Genomic DNA, 19,774 nt, shown 5'->3' with positions numbered 1-19,774 from the left:
CGTACGGTGCGTCACGGGCGATTTCTGGGGAAATGTCACTATTCACCCAATGAGTGACGACAGAGCGCTACATCGCCGCCGGTTCGGTCATGATTTCGTCACCCTCAGTGAGGGAAGAATTCGGAAATTTCGTATACCAAATTTGGCCGGAACAGGGGTTCCGGCTGTTCTCCCATGCTGCCCCCGATGCCCGTCTGGTGTCCGTCGTCTCACGTGGTCGTCCCGCAGTCGTGACCTTCAGGACCCCGGCTCGGGCTCTTGCGCAGGCCCCGGCTCAGGCCCCGGTTCAGCCTCGGGCTCGGGCTCAGCATCGGGCTCAGGTTCGGGCCGGACGGCGTCCGGGCCCTCGGAGAGCAGCAGGTGGAAGGCGGCCTCATCGAGGATCGGCACCCCGAGCTGAAGCGCCTTGTCGTACTTCGACCCGGCGTTCTCCCCCGCCACCAGGAAGCTCGTCTTCTTCGACACCGACCCGATGGCCTTGCCCCCGCGCTTGGCGATCTCCTCGCCCGCCTCGTCCCGGCTGAAGTCGTCAAGGCTGCCGGTGACCACGAACGTCAGCCCGGCCAGGGTCTGCGGAAGCTGCTCGGCGGGCGGATCGTCGACCATCCGCACCCCGGCCGCCCGCCACCGGTCGACGATCTCGCGGTGCCAGTCGACCGCGTACCACTCCTTGACCGAGGCGGCGATCGTCGGCCCGACGCCCTCGACCTCGGCCAGCTCCTCCTCGGTGGCCGCGAGGATCCGGCCGAGGTCGCGGAACTCGGCCGCCAGCGCCTGCGCCGCCGTGGGCCCCACATGCCGGATCGACAGTGCCACCAGCACCCGCCACAGCGGCTGCCGCTTGGCCTTCTCCAGCTCCTCCATCAACTCCAGGGTGAGCTTCTTCGGCTCGCCCTTGAGATTGGCGAAGAACGTGACGACCTTCTCCTCGCCCGTCTTCTCGTCGATCTTGGGCAGCCCGGTCTCCCGGTCGCGGATCACCGTCCGGATCGGCAGCAGTCGCTCGACGGTCAGGTCGAACAGGTCGGCCTCGGTGCGGATCGGCGGCTGCTCCGGCGGGAGCGGCCGGGTGAGCGCGGTGGCCGCGATGTAGCCAAGTGACCCGATGTCGAAGGCCCCGCGCCCGGCCGCGAAGAAGACGCGCTCACGCAACTGCGCCGGGCAGGTCTCGGCGTTGGGGCAGCGGATGTCGACGTCGGCCTCCTTCTGGCGGCGCAGCTCGGTGCCGCACTCGGGACAGTGCGTCGGCATCACGAACTCCCGCTCGGAGCCGTCGCGCAACTCGGTCACCGGCTTGACGATCTCGGGGATGACGTCGCCCGCCTTGCGCAACACCACGGTGTCGCCGATCAGCACGCCCTTGCGGGCCACCTCCGAGGCGTTGTGCAGAGTCGCCCGCTCGACCGTCGACCCGGCCACCTCGACGGCCTTCATCACCCCGTACGGGGTGACCCTCCCAGTGCGCCCGACCCCTACCTGAATGTCGAGAAGCTGGGTGTTGACCTCTTCGGGTGGGTATTTGTAGGCGATCGCCCACCGGGGCGCGCGGCTCGTCGAGCCCAGCGCGCGTTGCACCGACAGCCGGTCGGCCTTGATCACCACACCGTCGATCTCGTAGGCGGGATCGTGGCGGTGCTCCCGGTAGTGCTCGATGTACGCCTTGATCCCGTCGAGGTCCTTTACCACCTGGTACAGGTCGCTGACCGGCAGGCCGAACTCGCGCAGCCGCGCGTAGACCTCCGACTGCGACTGCGACTGCGGCTCGCGCGCGCCGCCCTGCCACAGGCCCACCCCATGGGTGATCATCCGCAGCTCGCGCTGCGCGGTGACCCTCGGGTCCTTCTGCCGCAGCGAGCCGGCCCCGGAGTTGCGCGGGTTGGCGAACGGCTGCTTGCCGTCGGCCACGAGTTGCTCGTTGAGCCGCAGGAAGCCATCGACCGGCAGGAAGACCTCGCCGCGCACCTCCATCACGTCGGGGATGTCGGACCCGGTCAGCCGGTCGGGCACGTCGCGGATGGTGCGGACGTTGGGCGTCACGTCTTCGCCCTCGCGCCCGTCGCCACGGGTCGCGCCGCGCACCAGGCGGCCCTTCTCGTAGACCAGCGCGATGGCCAGCCCGTCGATCTTCAGCTCGCACAGGTAGGGCCCGGCGTCGCCCTCGGCCAGCTTCTCCACCCTGGCCATCCACGCTGTCAGCTCGTCGTCGGTCAGCGCGTTGTCCAGGCTCTCCAGCCGACGCAGGTGCCGCACGGTGGCGAAGTCGGTGGAGATCGGCGCGCCCACACGCTGGGTGGGCGAGTCGGGGGTGCGCAGCGCCGGGTGGGCCTCCTCCAGCGCGCGGATCTCCCGCATCCACCCGTCGTACTCCGCGTCGCTCGCCGTGGGCGAGTCGAGCACGTAGTAGCGCCAGTTGGCGTCGTCGATCAGCTCGGTGAGCTCGGCGTGCCGCCGCCTCGCCGAGACGTCCACGCCATTGTCGACGGCACTGTCACCAGCGCTGTCCACAGTGCCGTCGACACCGCTGTCAACGCCTTCGGCATCGGTGCCCATGGCCACCTCTCCCCTCTGTCGGCCGCGCCGGACTCGGTCCTGTACTGGAAAAACGTACCGCCTGGCACCGACAAACAGCGGCTGCGACCCTGGGCCAGGGGCTACTCCCCCGGATCTTCGCGCAGGACCACGGCGGCCTCGCGGCAGCGGGCCAGCGCCTGCCTGGCGTAGCGGGGCGAGGCCCCGGCCAGCCCGCAGGCGGGGGTCAGCACGACCTGGGCGGCGAGCGTGGCGGGCGGGAAGCCGAGCCTGCCCCACAGCCGCTGGGCGGGTCCGGCGATCACGCCGATGTCGGCGAGCGGTACGTCGGTGCCGGGGACCACGCCGAGGAACAGCGCCGTACCGGCCTCCACGGCCTCGCCGATCGCGTCCTCGTCACGGCGGCGCAGCAGCGCCGCGTCGGTCGACACGCCCTTGGCCCCGGCCCTCCGCAGCAGCGTGAACGGCACGCCGGGGGCGCAGCAGTGCACGATGGGGAACGCGTCCGTGGCGTCGAACACGGTGGTGAGGTGCCGTGCCACGATGTCGGGCTCGGCGGCGGGCAGCCGGGCGAAGCCCGAGGCGGTGGGGACCGTTCCGGCGAGTACGCCCGGCAGGCCAGGTTCGTCCACCTGTAGGACGATGGCGGTCACACCGGGCAGGCGCCGCCGTACCGTGTCCACGTGCGCGGCGACCCCCTCGGCCAGCGAGCCCGCCATGTCGCGCACGGCTCCCGGGTCGGCCAGCGCCTTGTCCCCGTACCGCAACTCGATCGCGGCGGCGAGCGTCCACGGCCCGCAGACCTGGAGCTTCAGCGGCCCCTCATAGCCCTGGGCGACCTCCTCCAGCCCGTCCAGGTCTCTGACCAGGTGGTCGTACGCCCTGCGGGCGTCGCGGCCCGGCCGGTCGGCGAACCTCCACCCGGACGGCTGGACCTCCACCGGCAGCTCCACCAGCAGCCCGGCGGTCCGGCCGATCATGTCGGCGCCGACACCGCGTGCGGGCAGCTCCGGGAGGTACGGCAGGGCCGGCACTTCGCCGAAGACCACCCGCAGCGCCTCCAGGTGGGACTCGCCCGGATGCGACCCGACTCCGGTCGCGGTGGCCTCACGCCAGGGATATTCACTCACGGCAGCTAGCGTAGGCCCCATGGAACTGACCAAGTTCACACACGCGTGCGTCCGGCTGGAGAAGGACGGCAAGGTCCTGGTCATCGATCCCGGCGCGTTCAGCGAGGAGTCGGCCCTGGAGGGCGCGGACGCGGTGCTGATCACGCACGAGCACTTCGACCACCTGGAGCCCGAACGGCTGCGCGCCGCCGCGGCGGCCGAGCCCGGGCTGTCCATCTGGACCTGCGACGCCGTCGCGAGGGTCCTGACGGACTCGGGGGTGCCCGCGCAGATCCAGACCGTCCGTCACGGCGACGCCTTCGAGGCGGCGGGCTTCCGGGTCCGGACCTTCGGCGAGCTGCACGCCAAGAACCACCCCGACCTGCCGCAGGTGCAGAACGTCGGATTCCTGGTGGAGGAGCAGGTCTTCTACGCGGGCGACGCCCTCACCGTGCCGGGGGTGGACGTGCACACATTGCTGGTGCCGACCGGCGGTCCGTGGCTGAAGCTGGCCGAGATGATCGGCTACCTGCGCGAGGTACGGCCCGAGCGCGCGTACTCCACGCACGACGCGCTCTACAGCGAGGCCGGTCTCGGGCTGATCGACAACTGGCTCGCCGGTGAGGGCGATGAGCAGAAGGCGGAGTTCCGCAGGCTGGCGATCGGCGAGACGGTCGCGCTGTGAGGCTCCAGGAGCCACCGGCCGGTGAAATTCGGTCGCACCGAAACCGGCCTGCTGACATACTCCGGCAGCGTGACAGCAGAGCCGACCCCCATCCTGACCGTCGGTGGCGACGACCGCGAGCTCGACGAACGGCTCGACCGGGAGCTGGCCGCGTTCAATGAGGCCGCCATCGGCGCGCCCTATGGCGATTCCTTCTCCGTCAAGGTCGTCGATGACGACGGCGAGCTGGTCGGCGGCCTGACCGCCTACACCTGGGGCGCCCTGTGCCTGATCTCGCTGCTCTGGGTCCGCGAGGACGGCCGCGCGCACGGCTGGGGCGCCAAGATCCTCAAAGCCGCCGAGCTGGAGGCCGGACGACGGGGCTGCGACCGGGTCATCGTCTCGACCTACACGTTCCAGGCGCCCGGTTTCTACCAGCGGCAGGGCTACGCCGAGATCAGCCGGGTGCCGGGCATCCCCGGCGGCCATGAGGACGTGTACCTCCTCAAGCGGCTGGAAGCCTGACCCATCGGCGTTGTCGGCCTTATCGGCTCGGGACCTCAGGCGGCGGCCGAGATGGTCGCCGAGCCGATCACGATGTCGCCGTCGTAGAGGACGGCCGTCTGGCCGGGCGCCACGCCGGTGGCCGGCTCGTCCAGCTCGATGTGCAGGGTGTCGCCGGTGAGCTGGGCCCGGCAGCCGTACACCTCGCCGTGCGCGCGAAGCTGCACGGTGCAGCCCCGAGGCTCGGCAGGGCCCGCGACCGGGCCGTTCCAGACCGGACGCTCGCAGGTGATCGACCCGACCTTGAGCGCTTCGCGCGGCCCCACGGTGACGGTGTTGGACACCGGCTCGATGGACAGCACGTAACGGGGACGGCCGTCGGCCGACGGACGGTCCAGGGCCAGGCCCCGGCGCTGCCCGATGGTGTAGCCGTAGGCCCCGTGGTGGCCGCCGACCACCTCCCCGGACAGGGCGTCGATGACCGGCCCCTCCGCCGTGCCCAGCCGCTCGGCCAGGAAGGAGCGGGTGTCGCCGTCGGCGATGAAGCAGATGTCGTGGCTGTCGGGCTTGTCGGCGACCGACAGCCCGCGGGCCGCGGCCTCCGCCCTGACCTCGGCCTTGGTGGAGTCGCCCAGCGGGAACATGGCGTGCCCGAGCTGCCGGCCGGTGAGCACGGCGAGCACGTAGGACTGGTCCTTGTCGGCGTCAACGCTGCGTCGCAGCACGCCGCCGGACAGGCGCGCGTGGTGCCCGGTGACCACGGCGTCGAACCCGAGCGCCAGCGCCCGGTCGAGCACCGCGGCGAACTTGATCTTCTCGTTGCAGCGCACGCACGGATTGGGCGTACGGCCGGCGGCGTACTCGCTGACGAAGTCGTCCACCACGTCACGGGCGAAACGCTCGGCCATGTCCCAGATGTAGAAGGGAATGCCGATCACGTCGGCGGCCCGCCTGGCATCCCGCGCGTCCTCGACCGTGCAACACCCACGCGCCCCGGTGCGGTACGACTGCGGGTTGGCCGACAGCGCCAGATGCACGCCGGTGACATCATGCCCGGCCTCGGCCGCCCGCGCGGCGGCCACGGCCGAATCGACACCGCCCGACATGGCGGCAAGCACACGAAGTCCCATAACACCATCGAGCGTACCCGCCTTCGCCGGGCGATCGTGAACCTCCGCCGCCTCCCGCCCGACTGTGTGGGTGACAGGAGGACGAGATGACCGATGAGGCACTGGTGATCCGCGCCCAGTTGGGCGAGCGCGAGGCGCTGGCCGAGCTGCTGGCGCGGTGGCGGGTGCCGGTGTGGACGTACGTCCGGCGCATGCTGGACGCCGACCGGGCCGACGACGTCAGCCAGGAGATCTGGCTGGCCGTGGTCCGCGGCCTGCCCCGGCTCAGGAAACCCGGCCGGTTCACGCCATGGCTGTTCACGATCGCCCGGCGTTCGATCACCGAACGGCTGCGCGCGGAGTACGCCCAGGCCGAGAAGGTCTTTCTGGTCGGCGACAGCACGGTAGAAGATCCGGCCGAGGCCATGGTGGATCGGGCCGCCCTGGTGAGCGCGCTGTCCGCGCTGCCGGTACTGGAACGGGAGATCCTCGTCCTTTTCTACCTGGAGGACCTGCCAGTGGAGGAATGCGCGCACATCTGCCAGATCCCCGCCGGAACGGTCAAATCCCGGCTCAACCGCGCCCGCCGCCTGCTGCGCGAACACCTGGAGGAGAAGGGAGACCTGCCATGACCGACGAACCGCGCCTGTCGGCGCAAAACATGATCGAACACCTGACGCCGGTACTGTCACCGAGAACCCGCATCCGCGCGGTGACGGCACTGGTGGCGGGCACGACGGGCGGGGCGTTCACCGGCGCCCTGTGGTGGTCGGAGCCCGGCCCCCTCCCCGGCCACACCCATCTGGCATTCGCGATGTTCACCACGTTCTGCCTGGCCTGGGCGGGGTACGGCGGCTGGCTGCTGACCCGCCGGGTCCCACTGTTCGCCACCGACCGCCTGATCGCCGCCTGGCTCGCCCTGACCGCCTCCATCACCACCACGGCGGTCCTGACGACCGTCGCCGCCCAGCGCGACACCGCCACCTGGCCGGTCCTGACGGTCGGGGGCGTGTTCATCACCACGTCCCTGCTCCTGACGGTACGCGCCCACCTCCGACGAGCGGCCCTGGTACGCCGCCTGCTCGAACTGACCCACCGCGAGAACCAGTGAACGCACCCGCCCCACGGACGGGCCGGATTTCGCGCTGCAGGATCGTGTCGGCCCCCGCGGACGATGGGGAACCGCTCATGGCGTTCCCTCCCACGCGTCACCGGCCACGGAGACGGTCGCACCTTCCGTGCGATGCGCGGTGACCAGGGTCGTGCCGTACCGATAGTCGTAGATGGGCCCGCGCGGCGCGGGACCAGACACGCGTACCGGACCCGGCCCCGCGCCCTCGGAAACGACGCGAGGTCATCGAGCATCGCCTTCTCGGCGGCGACCTCATCCCTGGTCACGCCGCCTGCGCCGGAGTCGCCGGCGTCGACCTCCCACACCACGAACAGATCGCTGTCTCGGTCGATGGGGTACGGCACGGTCCAGGACCCGCCTGATGTGCGGGGCGCCTGCTCAGGAAGCATGGCGACGACCGTAGGCAACAGACTGTGACGGAGGAGGCACAGAATGTGCCCCCTCGTTCCGGTCAGACCAGAAGGCCGATAAGGTCCGCCAGCTCTCGTACCTGCTAGCGCAGCCCGGCCGGACCCGCTTCTACGAGCTCCAACACCATGCGCCGCGCGAAGCCGTTGTACCGGATCGTCTCCGGTGCCGTTCGGTTGGCAAGCTGAAGTGTCCCCAGTACAGCCGAGTGGTCGCGCCGGAGCCGGCGAGCGCGGGCGACCTCGATGAGATGCCGCCCACGCCGAGGTACCGAAGGAATCGCCGTCGATCCGGCGCGGTCGGCCTGTCGCGCGGCCTCGCCGCTCTTGTGCAGCTCCACGGCGATCGTCACAGCGTGCGGCTTCATGATGATCCGGGAGAACGACGTCCACGGCTGGTAGTACTGCGCAGGCAGGCGCCCCGCCACCCGCTCCGGCGTCAGCCCATAGGTCTCAGCGAGCACGGCCTGGGCCCGCCGCCGCGTGTCGCCACGGTACATCTGCGCCGCGACCTGGGCGTCACGCAGCAGGTCGGGCAGAAGCGCACCGAGCGCGGTCCGGTGATCAGGCGAGGAATGCCGGATCTGCCACGCTCGATCGAGCCGGGTGCGCAGGGTTCCCAACGGCTGCACTGCGCCGTCGGCGGCTTGGACGGGCAATGCGTTGACGGCCGCGCGAACCGCGGCGAGAGCGGGATGCCCCGGGCCGGTGAACATTCGCACCGGCATGGATTGATCGCCCGTGATTTCCGAAAGGTCGCGAACACGGAGGGCCTCCGCGAATTCCAGCAGTATCGGCAAACGGGGATTCTGTTGCAGCCGCCCCTTCTCCACTCTCTTCAGCCACGACTCACTCTTACCGACCAGGCCCGCCAGGACCTCGCGGGTCATCCCGCGGCGTTCACGTAGCTTCTGGATGCGCTGCCCCAATGTGAGTTCCGGCGCGCTGGAATCATCGGTACCGTCGCTCAAGGCCGTGCTGCCTTTCGTTGAAGTCTCGACGACCTCAGGCTAGGCGCGCAGGTCTTGCTCATGCCAGGGATCACGCAGGTCCGAACCGTGAAACGCCCTGTTGTGTCACAACAATGCCCGGAATGCCGACCTTGGGGCCACGCCCTTGGAGATGCCGATCCGTCCGTTCAGAAGTAGAGGTACGGGGAGGGCACAGTGGCGTGAAGGCCGACGCCGTACAGCGGCTTTAGCCACCATGCCCAAGTCACGGAAGAGGCCGGCGCACACCTCGGGCCGCACACCCGATCGTCGGGCTAACGGCAGCCCACCGGCCATCAGGGACCGTCTTAGCCGGTGCTGGAACGGCGGGCGACCACGACACACACGAAACTCGGACACAAGGCCACAACCGAGCACGGCGGGCGGCGAGAGCAGGCCTGCCGTACATCGGGCGAAGCCCGGCGTCCGAGCGAAGCGAGGGCCTTTGGGCGCGCGGAGCGCGTCCCCGCCGGAGGCGGGGGAATGCGAGCGATCATGGACTCTCCCACCGTGGCCAAGCACGGCCTGCGCGAGCGAAGCGAGGCGCTCGGCTTTGCCCGGGCGCGGCCGTGTCCGGAGCGACGAGCGATGGAGTGAGGGAGCGAGGGAGCGAGGGACGAGCGAGTGAGCGACTGAGCGACTGAGCGAGGAGAGGAGGGCGCGGCCTTGAGGGCGCCCGGGCCTAGCGTGAGCTAAGCGAGCGCCATGGGCACAACGAGCGCCATGACCACATAGCGGATAGCATCCCCTGCATGCGATTGTTCGGCCGCGATGGTGGGGAGTCCGGGCCGCGTTCTCGGCGTTCCGCGGAGATCGCGAAGTTCTGGGAGTGGTGGTCACAGGCAAGGCCGGAGCTGGACGGGCTGGTCGTGGCTGGGGAGAACGACGAGCTGGCCGAGCGGATCGAGGCCGCCGTGGCGGCGGTGCATCCGTCGCTCGTGTGGGAGATCGCCCCCGGCCGGTCGGCGGAGCAGGCGCTGGTGGTGACCGCCGCGGGCGATCCCGAGCTGCGCTCGCTGGCGCACCGCTGGGCGCTGGCCGCGCCGCCCCCTGACGAGCGCTGGGAGTACCACCCGGCGCGGCAGGCCAACCAGGCCGCCGCGGAGTTGTCGATCGACGTCGGCGGGTATGAGTTCGACTTCGACAAGCTGATGCTCGGGCTGCACGTACCGCGCGGCAAGCCGCGCGTCGATGTGACCGCCTACCATCCGATCTTCACACTGCTGGAGGAGGAGACCCGGCTGTCGGCCACGCTGCTCGCGCTCGACTGGCTGCTCGGCGAGGACGACGTGGCCCGCTGGATCGGTGAGATCCAGCCGGCCGCCTTCCAGCCCATCGACGCGGTGGCCGCGGTGCATCTGCCGAGCGTGGTGGCCGATGTGGCGGCGGAGTTCGCCGAGGAGCAGTGGGCGCTGATGGAGGGCCAGACGGCCGACGGCGCGAAGCTGGTCGCGACGGTACGTTATCCGCTGCGGCCGGTCGACTACCCGATCTTCGACCGGCATGTCGCGATCGGCCTGGGCTACCGGCACCGCGACGCCGACGGTCTGCCCGACGGGGCCTCGGTACCGGCGTTGCGCGACTTCGAGGAGCGGCTGGCGGCCGGGCTGAAGCCGGAGTCGGCGGTACTGGTGGCGTACATCGGCTCGGACGGCCAGCGGGTGATCCACATCTACGCCGACCCGGAGGGCGACGCCGAACGGCACGCCGAGGAGCTGGCGAGCAGCTGGCGGGAGGGCGACGTGGAGGTCGAGGCGGAGGACGACCCCGCCTGGGCGGAGGTCTCCCCCTTCCTCGCCTGACCTCCTACCGAACCGGCTCAGGCCGGCGCGGGAGGCGCATCCATCGCGGGGGGAGCCGATGATCTCGGCCGCCCGGCGGGCCGGCCCCGGCCGGCACGTCCACCACCAGGGCGAAGACCTCATCCAGGCCGGCACCCGGGCAACGACCGGCCCGCCGGCAGATCAGCCCAGGCCAATGCGTCCACCGCCCGGGCGATGTGGCGGGCGGTGGGTCAGCTCAGGCCGGCGCGGGAGGCGCGGTCCACGGCTGGGGCGATGACCTCGGCGAGGCGGTCGATGTCCGCCTGGGTGGAGGTGTGGCCGAGGGTGAAGCGCAGGGATCCGCGGGCCGCCGCGGCCCCCGTGCCCATCGCCAGCAGTACGTGCGAAGGCTGCGCCACCCCCGCCGAGCACGCCGAGCCCGTGGAGCACTCGACCCCCTTGGCGTCGAGCAGCATCAGCAGCGCGTCTCCCTCGCAACCCGGGAAGGAGAAGTGCGCGTTGCCGGGCAGCCGGTCGTCGGGGGCGCCGTTGAGGACCACGTCGGGTACGGCGGCGCGGACCTTCGCGATCAGCTCGTCGCGCAGCGCGGTCAGCCGCTTGGCCTGCTCCTCCTGCTCGGCCACCGCCCCGGTCACCGCAGCCGCGAACCCGGCCACCGCCGGGGCGTCGAGCGTGCCCGAGCGCACGTCGCGCTCCTGGCCGCCACCGTGCAGCACGGGAACCGGGTCGATGCCCCTGGCCAGCAGCAGCGCGCCGACCCCCATCGGGCCGCCCGCCTTGTGCCCGGACAGGGTGAGCGCGTCGACCCCCGAGCCCGCGAACGACACCGGAAGCTGCCCGATGGCCTGCACCGCGTCGGTGTGGAAGGGGACGCCGTGGTCGTGCGCGACGGCGGCGAGCACCTTGACCGGTTGCACCGTTCCGACTTCGTTGTTCGCCCACATGACGCTGACCAGGGCGACGCTCTCCGGGTCGCGTTCGATCGCGGCCCGGAGCGTGTCGGGGTGGACCCTGCCGTACTCGTCGACGGGCAGGAGTTCGACCTGCGCGCCCTGGTGCTCGGCCAGCCAGTGCGCGCCGTCCAGCACCGCGTGGTGCTCGACCGCGCTGAGCAGTATCCGGGTGGCCCCGGTGGCGGCCCTGCGCGCCCAGTACAGCCCCTTGACGGCGAGGTTGTCGGCCTCGGTGCCGCCGGCCGTGAAGACGATTTCGCTGGGCCGCGCGTCCAGGGCCTGGGCGATGGCCTCCCTGGATTCTTCGACCACCCTGCGCACCCGGCGTCCGGCCGCGTGCAACGACGAGGCGTTGCCGACCTGGCCGAGTTGCTCGGTCATCGCCGCGATGGCTTGCGCACGCATTGGCGTTGTCGCCGCGTGGTCGAGATAGGCCGAATGCACGACCGCCCTCCCCTCACTTACCAATACCTGTAGTACTGACCCTTTCGGGGAATACGACCTTCCAAGACTAGCCGCGCTTTCGAGTATGCGGAGTCCCGGGTTTGCCTGCTGTACCGTCCGGCCGGTACAGTAGCAGCGTGAAGAGAGACGAGTTGCTCGACGCGGCGGAGCGGCTGCTGGCCGACCGTGGCGCACCGGCGCTCACCCTGGCCACCTGCGCCCAGGCCGCGGGCGTCAGCAAAGGGGGCCTTCTCTATCACTTCAACAGCAAGGAAGCATTGATCCGCGCCCTGGTCGAGCGGCTCATCGCCGACTTCGACCAGCTTATCGGTGAGCACCCCCCACCCGGCGGGCCGAGCGGGCCGCCGCGCGCCTACACCGAGCGCTATGTCCACGCGACGTTCGCCGCGCTGCGCACCGGCCGGTTGCGACGATGGGCGGTCGTCACGGCCGCGGCCGGAGACCCCGACCTGCTCGCGCCGCTGCGCGAGGCGATGGCCCGATGGCATTCGGACGAGCTCGCCCACGAGCCCGACCCGGCGGTCTCGGAGGTCGTGCGGCTGGCCTGCGAGGGGGTCTGGGAAGTCGCCACACATGCGCCCGGCCTCTACTCTCAACAGCACTACGACGATCTGGAGCAACGGCTGCTCGCCATGCTGCGCTGAGGCCGCACAGATCACCCCGCATCCCCCGGGCAAGCGGCCGACCGGCCCCTCGTGATGCCCCGCTGACGGCGGCCTGCGCCACCGCTCCGCCGATCCCCCCTGCGAGATCGCCCACTGGTGGTCGCCCGCAACGGCCCGGGCCGTTCGGGCGACCTGCTTCTGTGTGCCCGCCTCGCCGCCGCCGAAACCAAACGTGAGCACCTTCTATTGCATTGGAAAGGAGCGACGATGACCCGCGAGCTGAGAACGGCCAGAATTGGGGCTATCGTCACATTCGTCCTGGCTGGGCTTTTGTGCGGGAGCTTCACCGTGCGCATTCCGGCGCTGGCCGACCGGCTCGAATTGAATGAGGCGGCGGTCGGCGCGGTACTACTGGCCTGGGGCGTCGGCGCGCTGGTGACGATGCAGTCGATGCGCGCGGTGATGGCCCGCGCGGGCAGCCGCGCGGTACTGCGCGTCGGCGGGCCGCTGTGCGCGGCCGCGCTGGTCCTGGTGGCCCTCGCACCGAGCTTCCCGCTGCTCCTCGCGGGCGCGGCGGCGTTCGGCATGGCGTTCGGGACCGTGGACATCGCGATGAACGCGCAGGGTTCGGTGGTGGAGCGGGCCGCCGGGCGGCACCTGATGAACGGCATGCACGCGGGCTGGTGCGTGGGGGCGATCTCCGCGGGACTGCTCGGCACGCTGGCCATCACGGCGGGCCTGCCGTACGGGACGCACCTGACGCTGGTCGCCGTGGCGGCGCTGCCGGTGCTGATCGTGATCGGCCGCGCCTACCTGGCCGAGCCCCGCCAGGACGCCGGGCGGGGCGCACGGACCGGCGCGCGGCGCGTACCGCCCGTGGTCTACCTGCTGGGCGTGATCGCGTTCTGCGCGTTCATGGTGGAGGGCACGATCGCCGACTGGAACGGGCTGTTCCTGCGGAACACCCTCGGCGCCCCGGAGGCGCTGGCCGCGCTCGGCTACCCGCTGTTCGAGGCGGGCATGCTGGCCGGGCGGCTGGCCGGTGACCGGGTCCGCGCCCGCGTGGGCGCCCCGGCGCTGCTCGGACTGTCCGGGCTGGCGACGGCGGCGACGTTCGCGGTCGTGGTCAGCGCGCCCACGGCCGCGGTGGCGATCACCGGGATGGTGTTCGTGGGGATCGCGGTCGCGACCATCTCGCCCGTGGCGCTCTCCCTGGCGGGCACGGCCACCGGGTCGCCCGGCCCGGCCATCGCGCAGACCAGCGCGATGGGATACGCGGGCCTGCTGCTGGGACCGGTGGTGATCGGTTTCGTCTCCGACCACGCATCCCTGCGGACCGCGATGTTCAGCGCGGTGGTGCTGGGCGTGATCATCGCGATCACGACCCGCCTGCTGCCGCGCCGCCCGGCCGTACCGGAGCGCCCTGCCCTGCAACTGACGGCACTGCCGGGCGTGCGCGCGGAGGAGGTACGGCAGGCGGCCAAGGACCCCATGGCCGCCTGAGCACCCCCGCCGCCGCTACTTGCGCTTCTCGATCTCCTCGATGAGCTGGGGGACCACCTGGAACAGGTCCCCCACCACGCCGAAGTCGGCCAGCTCGAAGATCGGGGCCTCGCTGTCCTTGTTGACGGCGATGATCGTCTTCGCGGTCTGCATCCCGGCCCGGTGCTGGATCGCGCCGGAGATGCCGACCGCGATGTAAAGCTGCGGGGAGACCGTCTTGCCGGTCTGGCCGACCTGGAACTGGTGCGGGTACCACCCCAGGTCGGTGGCGGCCCTGGACGCGCCCACCGCCGCGCCGAGGGAGTCGGCGAGCCGTTCGATCAGCGCGAAGTCCTCCGCCGACCCGACGCCACGGCCGCCGGAGACCACGATCGCGGCCTCGGCCAGCTCGGGGCGCGCGCCCTTCTCCTCCTTGACCCGCTCGGCCACCCGTGCGGCCCGCGCCGCGTCGGACAGAGTGACGCTCACCCGCTCCTCGGCACCCGCGCCCGCGGCGGGCTCGGGGGTCACCGAGTTGGGGCGGACCGCCACGATCGGGGTGCCCTTGGCGACCCGGGACCTGACGTTGACCCCGCCGCCGAAGATGGACTGGTCGGCCACGAAGCCCTCGCCCAGCCCCACCGCGTCGGTGATCACGCCGGAGTCGGTCTTGATCGCCAGCCGGCCGGCGATCTCCTTGCCCTCGGCGGTGGCCGCGACCAGCACCCCGCCTGCCGAAGCGGAGGCGACCAACTGCGCGAGGAGTTCGGCCTTGGGCGCGACGACGTAATCGACGATCTCCTGGGAGTCGGCCACGTAGACCTTCTCCGCGCCGTACTCGGCGAGCCTGGCCCTGACCTCCTCGGTGTAGCCGGGCCCGGCCCACACGGCGCTGGGCGCGCCCTGGCCGCGGGCCAGGGTCAGCAGCTCAAGGGTGACCTTCTTGACCTCACCGTCGACGTGTTCGACGAGAACGAGAATCTCCGACATCGTTTGTAACCCCCGTCCTCAGATGAACTTCTTGGTGACCAGGAAGTCGGCGGTCTTGGTGCCGCCGTCGCCGTCGCCCTTGACGATGGTGCCCGCGCCGCGCGGCGGGGCGGCGGCGAACTCCGCCACCTCGCTCCACGCCCCGGCCAGGCCGACCTGGTCGGCGGCGATGCCGGCGTCGGCCACCGACAGCGTCTCCACCGGCTTCTTCTTGGCCGCCATGATGCCCTTGAACGACGGGTAACGCGGCTCGTTGATCTTCTCGACCACCGACACGACGGCGGGCAGGGTGGCCTCGACCTTGTCGTAGCCGTACTCGGTGACCCGCTCGACGGCGATCGAGGTGCCGGACACCTCGACCTTCTTGGCCTGCGTGAGCTGGGCCACGCCGAGCCGTTCGGCCAGCATCGCGGCCAGCACGCCGGTACGGGCGTCGGTGGACTCCGAGCCGAGCACGACCAGGTCGAACCCGATCCTGCCGAGCGCCTGGGCCATCGCGTAGGAGGTGGAGAGCGCGTCGGACCCGTGCAGCGCGTCGTCGGTCAGGTGGACCGCCTTGTCTGCGCCCATGGCGAGGGCCTTGCGAATGGTCTCGGTGGCCTTGGCCGGCCCCATGGTGAGCACGGTCACCGCCGCCTCGCCGCCATGCGCCTCCTTGAGCTTGAGAGCCTCCTCCACGGCATATTCGTCCAGCTCGTTGATGACGCCGTCGGCGGCGTCTCTGTCCAGGGTCTTGTCATCCGACCTGAGCTTGCGCTCGGTCGCCGTGTCGGGGACCTGCTTCACGCAGACGACGATGTTCATGGGGTCCATGGCCTCCGGACGATTTATCCCATCATGCTTCGCGCTGCCAAGACTGCCAGGCATGACGCCTCGGGCGGACGGCGGGCCGACCGCCTGCGCACACTTTACCGAACAATATTCCGGTGCGCCGAGGTGGGTCCGCCCTACCCCGCCAGGACCAGTACCAGCAGTACGAAGACCACCGTACCCAGTGCCAGCACCAGCGTGAACGTGCTGAACACCGTGCTCAGCAGCAGCCACAGCGCGACCGTGCCGACGCCGCCGCCCACGTCGATCAGCACCCGCGTGCGCTGCGGCCCGCCGCGCGAGAGCAGCCCGACCGCGGCGTCGCCGAGCACCCCGACCGCGTAGCCGGCCAGCACCAGCAGCGCGACCTCCGGAAGGTTTTCCGAGGCCGCGGCGGCGGCCAGCGCCGCCACGATGCCCGAGCCGATCACCCACCGGGTGCGGATCTTCGCCGCGTGCCTGGCCCTGACCTCGTCGGGAGAGGGCCGCCCGGCCTGGCGGATCTGGCCGACCTCGCGGGTGGCCATCGAGTGCACGGTGTCGGCCCCGCCGTTCGCGGGCACCGGCGGGATCTGGCCGACCAGCGTGCCCCCCACCGCGGCGGGCGACGACGCCTCGACCGGCACCCCGAGCCGCGCCGCGAGCTGTGCGGCGGTCGGCCGGATCGACGGCTCCCGCACCAGGCACTCGCGCAGCAGCGGCGCCAGCCAGTCGGGCACGCCGTCCAGGTCGGGCTCGTGGTGGACCACCCGGTAGGCGACCGCGGTGGCCGGCCCCTGCCCGTACGGCTGGCGGCCCGTCGCCGCGTACGCCAGCGTGGCCGCGAACGCGAACACGTCGGCCGCGGCCCCCGACTCGGCGCCCTCGATCACCTCCGGCGCCAGGTAACCCGGCGTGCCCAGCACCGCCCCCGACGCGGTGACCGACACCGAGTCGAGCGCGTGCGCGATGCCGAAGTCGATCACCACGGGCACGCCGTCGGCCACGATCACGTTGGCCGGCTTCAGGTCGCGGTGGATCACCCCGGCCCCGTGGATGGACGTCAGCGCGGCGACCAGCCCGCGCGCCAGGCGCAGCAGGAAGTCACCGCCGATCGCCCCGTCCTCGGCCACCAGCGTGCTCAGCGGCCTGCCCTGCACGTAACGGGTGACCAGGTAGGGGCGGCCGCCGCCGAGTGAGGCGTCGCGCACCTCGGCGATGTGGTCGCCGCGCACCCGGCGCATGGTCTCGACCTCCCGCGCGAGCCGCGCGAGCGCGCCCGTGTCGGCCGCGACGTGCGGATGCAGGATCTTCACCGCCACCGTCCGGCCCTCGGGATCGAGCGCCAGATGAACCTCTCCGAACCCGCCCGCCCCGATCAGCGAGAGCAGCCGGTAATCGCCCAGGCGCTCACCCTCTGGCCCGCCCATGACACTCCCTCCGCCACATTCATCGTGCCTCAGAAGAAGCCGTCGCGCACGCGAAGGCGCACGGGCGGAGGAAGTCGTCCGGCCCCGCCGGGTCAGGACCAGGGCGAGAGGAAGCCGAGCCCCAGACTGGACATCAGGTCGCCGATGAGCCCGGTCACCAGGTCGACAGCGCCCATGGACGCCTCGTCGGTGCGCCTGCGGAACTCGTCGGTGAGGTTCTCGATGACCTGCTCCGGCGGTTTCCAGGGCGCGAAGGACGGGGCCGTGCTGAACGCGATCAACAGCACGAACGCCGTGATCACCGCCAGGGACACCGCGGTGACCATCCCGGCCCGCGGGCTCCTGATCACCCCGGTGAGCACCCGGGACACCGCGCGCCGTGGCTTGCGGCCGCCGGGCAGCACGAACAGGCCCGCGGTGAACGCGCCCGCCGCGTAGGCCGCGGCGCCGTTGGTGCTCATCCCCCCGCCGTACGCGAGCACGCCCCACACGCACATCCCGAACATCACCGACAGCGGCACGTGCACCGCGGTGCCGAGACCCGCCTTGATCAGCGCCCACGGCGTGCCGAGTAGCGCCAGCACCGGGTCGGCCCCGCTGTTGCCGCGCACCTTGCGCCGCTCGGCGAGGTCGCCGAACAGGTGCTCGCCGACCCGCAGGCACAGCACCAGCACAATGGCCAGGGCGCTGACCAGCACCGGCATGATGAAGGCCGCCCCGACCAGGGTCGCCAGCAACAGCGCGCCCAGCACCGGGTGCGAGACCCGGTAGGGCGGGCGGCGCTCACGCGGCGGGGCCGGCGGTTCGTAGGGCCGGGCCTCGCCCGGCGGCGCGTACGCCGCCGGCCGCCCGGCGGGCTGCGGCGGCGGGTATCCGGCGACCCGCTGGTCGGCGTAGGGCGCCGGCGGGACGTACGGCGGCACCTGGACCGGCGGCGGCGCGGCAGGCGGCGCGGCGGCCGCGGCCATCCGGCTGGTCTCCGCCGCGGAATGGTCCTTGCGCCCGCGCCCCGGCCGGGTGTACTCCACCGGCGGCAGCAGGTCGGCGTAGCCGTCCTCGTGCGACAGCACCCGCGTGCCGTCCTTGCGACCGCCCATCACCTTGGTCTGCTCCCGGGGCGGGGCGGCCTCGTGGAAGGAGGTGACCGAAGGGTCGAGGGAACGCGCCATCTGCGCGAGCCCACGGGCCGTCGGGCGGGACCCTGGCTCCACCGCCAGCGCCGCCCGCAGCCAGCCGCGCAGCCAGGCGGGGGCCTCGTCGACCTGGGCGCTGCCGTTCATGATGTTGAAGCAGACCGACTCGAACGTGCCGGTGCCGAACGGCGGCTTGCCGGTCGCGCCGAAGAACACCGTGGAGGCCAGCGCGTGCACGTCGGCGGCCTGGGTGATCTCGGTGTCCTTGATGATCTCGGGCGCGAGGTAGCCGGGCGTGCCCACGAACATCCCGGTCTGCGTGAGGCGGGTCGCGTTGACCAGGTGCGCGATGCCGAAGTCGATGACCAGCGGCTCGCCGCCGACCAGGATCACGTTGGCCGGCTTGAGGTCGCGGTGGATCACGTCGGCCGCGTGGATCGCCACCAGCGCCGCGCACAGGCCACGGGCCAGCCGGATCACCTCCGCCGCCGGCAGCGGCCCGTCGACCAGGACCGTCTCCTCCAGCGTGCGCCCCGGCGCGAACCGGGTCACGATGAACGGCTGCGCCCCGGTCAGCTCGGCGTCGATCACGTCGGCCACGTGCGGGCTGCGCACCCGGCGCATGGTCTCGACCTCGCGCGTCAGCCGGTCGCGCGCCTTGAGGTCGGCCGCGACGTGCGGATGCAGGATCTTGACGGCCAGGTCGGTGCCCTCGTCGTCGATGCCGAGGTAGACGACCCCCATCCCGCCCTCGCCGATCTTCTTGATCAGCCGATAGTGGCCGACCATGTCGGGCGTCTGCGTCTCCTGTGGATTCATCACTCCGGCCCTCCTGCCTTCTTTCGCAGGCTGTCGAGCTGTCCCGTAATTTGTTCCACTCCGATCGGCGCGAACTCCGCCTTGCCCGAGCCGGTCACTGTACCCACGACGAGCACCGCCATTACCAGCGCCAGGCCCGCCAGCACCGCCGTCGCCACGGTGGCCGCGGTCCGCTCGGGCAGCAGGGAGGCCAGCGTGCGGCGCAACTGGCGGCCCGGGCCCTCGACCCCGGGACCGGCGCAGACCGTCCACAGCGCGACCGCCGAACCCCAGCTCAGCGCGTTGACCAGTTCCATGTTCGTGAGCAGCACGGTGAGCAGCAGCGTCACCGGCAGGCCCAGGATCAGCCCGTAGGGCACCAGCGCGAGCGTGACGCCCGCGGACTTGGCGAGCGCGGCCGGACGGCCGAACACCCGCACGACGTCTGCCGCCGCCGACCCTGCCGGGCGGTCGCCGAAGGACGGCTGCGCGATGTCGGCGGCGCGCAGCACGACGGCCAGCGGGATCACGATCAGCGCCACGACGACCGGGGCCAGGACCGCCACCGCGGCCACGATGGCCAGCAGCAGGATCGCGGCCACGGCATGCATCTTGTTCTGTGACGCCTGCTCCTGATGCGGCGCCTGCTGCCGGTCGTGGCCCTGCGCGGGCCGCTGCGGCGGGGGCTGCTGGGCGGGCCGGTGGCCAGGCCCGGGGTAGCCCTGCTGTGGGTACGGCGGGGCGTACTGCTGCTGCCCGCCGTACGCCGGGGTGACCGCGCTCTGGCCGTACCCCTGCTGACCCGGCTGACCCTGCTGACCCGATTGCCCCTGCTGACCCGGCCTGCCGTACTGGCCGGGCTGCTGGTAGCCGGGGGGCGGGTAGTTCCTGACGTATTCCTG

The 19,774-nt window shown here is 71.6% G+C and carries 18 protein-coding genes; 8 read left to right on the top strand and 10 right to left on the bottom strand.

The genetic code is table 11. The features are described 5' to 3' along the window. Window positions 1-237: 237 nt before the first annotated feature. On the bottom strand, window positions 238-2,550 hold the full coding sequence (ligA, locus tag C1I98_RS04905) for an NAD-dependent DNA ligase LigA (protein WP_111165866.1): 2,313 nt from the start codon (window positions 2,548-2,550) through the stop codon (window positions 238-240). A gap of 101 nt (window positions 2,551-2,651) precedes the next feature. Beyond that, the gene (locus C1I98_RS04900; protein ID WP_233507172.1) at window positions 2,652-3,659 is read right to left on the bottom strand and encodes a methionine synthase; all 1,008 of its coding nucleotides are present in this window, start codon (window positions 3,657-3,659) and stop codon (window positions 2,652-2,654) included. Window positions 3,660-3,678: 19 nt separating this feature from the next. Here C1I98_RS04900 and C1I98_RS04895 point away from each other — a divergent pair, with 19 nt between their 5' ends. Continuing rightward, a complete protein-coding gene (locus tag C1I98_RS04895) occupies window positions 3,679-4,323 on the top strand; it encodes an MBL fold metallo-hydrolase (protein ID WP_111165864.1) in 645 nt (214 codons plus the stop codon). Window positions 4,324-4,344: 21 nt separating this feature from the next. Next, window positions 4,345-4,827 (top strand): GNAT family N-acetyltransferase, encoded by a 483-nt coding sequence (locus tag C1I98_RS04890; protein ID WP_199536728.1) that lies wholly within the window; start codon window positions 4,345-4,347, stop codon window positions 4,825-4,827. A gap of 35 nt (window positions 4,828-4,862) precedes the next feature. On the opposite strand, the gene mnmA is transcribed toward C1I98_RS04890, so the two are convergent. Then, window positions 4,863-5,936 carry a tRNA 2-thiouridine(34) synthase MnmA gene (gene mnmA / locus C1I98_RS04885; RefSeq protein ID WP_111165863.1) on the bottom strand — a complete coding sequence of 358 codons (1,074 nt, stop codon included), beginning with the start codon at window positions 5,934-5,936 and terminating at the stop codon, window positions 4,863-4,865. Between the two features lie 86 nt (window positions 5,937-6,022). On the opposite strand from mnmA, the gene C1I98_RS04880 reads away from it, so the two are divergent. Together C1I98_RS04880 and C1I98_RS04875 are read left to right on the top strand one after the other, a co-directional pair. After that, window positions 6,023-6,547: an RNA polymerase sigma factor gene (locus tag C1I98_RS04880; protein WP_111165862.1), complete on the top strand. Its 525-nt coding sequence runs from the start codon at window positions 6,023-6,025 to the stop codon at window positions 6,545-6,547. Further along, window positions 6,544-7,026, top strand: coding sequence for a hypothetical protein (locus C1I98_RS04875; protein WP_111165861.1), 483 nt, complete (start codon window positions 6,544-6,546; stop codon window positions 7,024-7,026). Before C1I98_RS04880 ends, C1I98_RS04875 begins: the two co-directional genes overlap by 4 nt. Before the next feature lie 514 nt (window positions 7,027-7,540). Here the strand turns inward: C1I98_RS04875 and C1I98_RS04870 are convergent. Further along, window positions 7,541-8,425 carry a helix-turn-helix domain-containing protein gene (locus C1I98_RS04870; RefSeq protein WP_233507171.1) on the bottom strand — a complete coding sequence of 295 codons (885 nt, stop codon included), beginning with the start codon at window positions 8,423-8,425 and terminating at the stop codon, window positions 7,541-7,543. A gap of 770 nt (window positions 8,426-9,195) precedes the next feature. Between C1I98_RS04870 and C1I98_RS04865 the strand changes: the two genes are divergently transcribed. Beyond that, entirely contained in the window at window positions 9,196-10,245 is a 1,050-nt protein-coding gene (locus C1I98_RS04865; protein ID WP_111165859.1) for a DUF695 domain-containing protein, read from the top strand. A gap of 212 nt (window positions 10,246-10,457) precedes the next feature. On the opposite strand, the gene C1I98_RS04860 is transcribed toward C1I98_RS04865, so the two are convergent. Next, window positions 10,458-11,624, bottom strand: a complete 1,167-nt coding sequence (locus C1I98_RS04860) for a cysteine desulfurase family protein (RefSeq protein ID WP_111165858.1) — start codon at window positions 11,622-11,624, stop codon at window positions 10,458-10,460. Window positions 11,625-11,761: 137 nt separating this feature from the next. Here C1I98_RS04860 and C1I98_RS04855 point away from each other — a divergent pair, with 137 nt between their 5' ends. Together C1I98_RS04855 and C1I98_RS04850 are read left to right on the top strand one after the other, a co-directional pair. After that, window positions 11,762-12,289, top strand: coding sequence for a TetR/AcrR family transcriptional regulator (locus tag C1I98_RS04855; RefSeq protein WP_111165857.1), 528 nt, complete (start codon window positions 11,762-11,764; stop codon window positions 12,287-12,289). 228 nt (window positions 12,290-12,517) lie between these two features. Further along, window positions 12,518-13,753: an MFS transporter gene (locus C1I98_RS04850; protein WP_111165856.1), complete on the top strand. Its 1,236-nt coding sequence runs from the start codon at window positions 12,518-12,520 to the stop codon at window positions 13,751-13,753. Between the two features lie 15 nt (window positions 13,754-13,768). Here the strand turns inward: C1I98_RS04850 and C1I98_RS04845 are convergent, their stop codons facing one another. The 5 genes from C1I98_RS04845 to C1I98_RS04825 form a co-directional block, all read right to left on the bottom strand. Continuing rightward, window positions 13,769-14,722, bottom strand: coding sequence for an electron transfer flavoprotein subunit alpha/FixB family protein (locus tag C1I98_RS04845; protein ID WP_111165855.1), 954 nt, complete (start codon window positions 14,720-14,722; stop codon window positions 13,769-13,771). 18 nt (window positions 14,723-14,740) lie between these two features. Further along, window positions 14,741-15,526, bottom strand: coding sequence for an electron transfer flavoprotein subunit beta/FixA family protein (locus C1I98_RS04840; protein ID WP_111165879.1), 786 nt, complete (start codon window positions 15,524-15,526; stop codon window positions 14,741-14,743). A gap of 143 nt (window positions 15,527-15,669) precedes the next feature. Continuing rightward, window positions 15,670-16,941 (bottom strand): serine/threonine-protein kinase, encoded by a 1,272-nt coding sequence (locus C1I98_RS04835; protein ID WP_111165854.1) that lies wholly within the window; start codon window positions 16,939-16,941, stop codon window positions 15,670-15,672. A gap of 92 nt (window positions 16,942-17,033) precedes the next feature. Beyond that, complete coding sequence (locus C1I98_RS04830) at window positions 17,034-18,893, bottom strand: serine/threonine-protein kinase (RefSeq protein WP_111165853.1); 1,860 nt, start codon at window positions 18,891-18,893, stop codon at window positions 17,034-17,036. Beyond that, window positions 18,893-19,474 carry a hypothetical protein gene (locus C1I98_RS04825; protein WP_111165852.1) on the bottom strand — a complete coding sequence of 194 codons (582 nt, stop codon included), beginning with the start codon at window positions 19,472-19,474 and terminating at the stop codon, window positions 18,893-18,895. The genes C1I98_RS04830 and C1I98_RS04825 overlap by 1 nt, the downstream gene beginning before the upstream one ends. Window positions 19,475-19,507: 33 nt before the next feature. Here C1I98_RS04825 and C1I98_RS41180 point away from each other — a divergent pair. Beyond that, window positions 19,508-19,774: hypothetical protein (locus C1I98_RS41180; protein WP_158557915.1), on the top strand; the 267-nt coding region annotated here is incomplete at its 3' end.

The sequence above is a fragment of the Spongiactinospora gelatinilytica genome (assembly GCF_003236385.1).
Taxonomy (GTDB): Bacteria; Actinomycetota; Actinomycetes; order Streptosporangiales; family Streptosporangiaceae; genus Spongiactinospora; species Spongiactinospora gelatinilytica.
The sequence above is the reverse complement of the archived record's forward strand: the minus strand, read 5'-3'. Positions and strand labels throughout refer to the sequence as shown.

Excerpts from the sequence above, each read along its gene's own strand:
- ligA (WP_111165866.1), bottom strand. The coding sequence starts at position 2,550 with ATGGGCACCGATGCCGAAGGCGTTGACAGCGGTGTCGACGGCACTGTG.
- C1I98_RS04895 (WP_111165864.1), top strand. The coding sequence starts at position 3,679 with ATGGAACTGACCAAGTTCACACACGCGTGCGTCCGGCTGGAGAAGGAC.
- mnmA (WP_111165863.1), bottom strand. The coding sequence starts at position 5,936 with ATGGGACTTCGTGTGCTTGCCGCCATGTCGGGCGGTGTCGATTCGGCC.
- C1I98_RS04880 (WP_111165862.1), top strand. The coding sequence starts at position 6,023 with ATGACCGATGAGGCACTGGTGATCCGCGCCCAGTTGGGCGAGCGCGAG.
- C1I98_RS04875 (WP_111165861.1), top strand. The coding sequence starts at position 6,544 with ATGACCGACGAACCGCGCCTGTCGGCGCAAAACATGATCGAACACCTG.
- C1I98_RS04865 (WP_111165859.1), top strand. The coding sequence starts at position 9,196 with ATGCGATTGTTCGGCCGCGATGGTGGGGAGTCCGGGCCGCGTTCTCGG.
- C1I98_RS04850 (WP_111165856.1), top strand. The coding sequence starts at position 12,518 with ATGACCCGCGAGCTGAGAACGGCCAGAATTGGGGCTATCGTCACATTC.
- C1I98_RS04845 (WP_111165855.1), bottom strand. The coding sequence starts at position 14,722 with ATGTCGGAGATTCTCGTTCTCGTCGAACACGTCGACGGTGAGGTCAAG.
- C1I98_RS04840 (WP_111165879.1), bottom strand. The coding sequence starts at position 15,526 with ATGAACATCGTCGTCTGCGTGAAGCAGGTCCCCGACACGGCGACCGAG.
- C1I98_RS04835 (WP_111165854.1), bottom strand. The coding sequence starts at position 16,941 with ATGGGCGGGCCAGAGGGTGAGCGCCTGGGCGATTACCGGCTGCTCTCG.
- C1I98_RS04830 (WP_111165853.1), bottom strand. The coding sequence starts at position 18,893 with ATGAATCCACAGGAGACGCAGACGCCCGACATGGTCGGCCACTATCGG.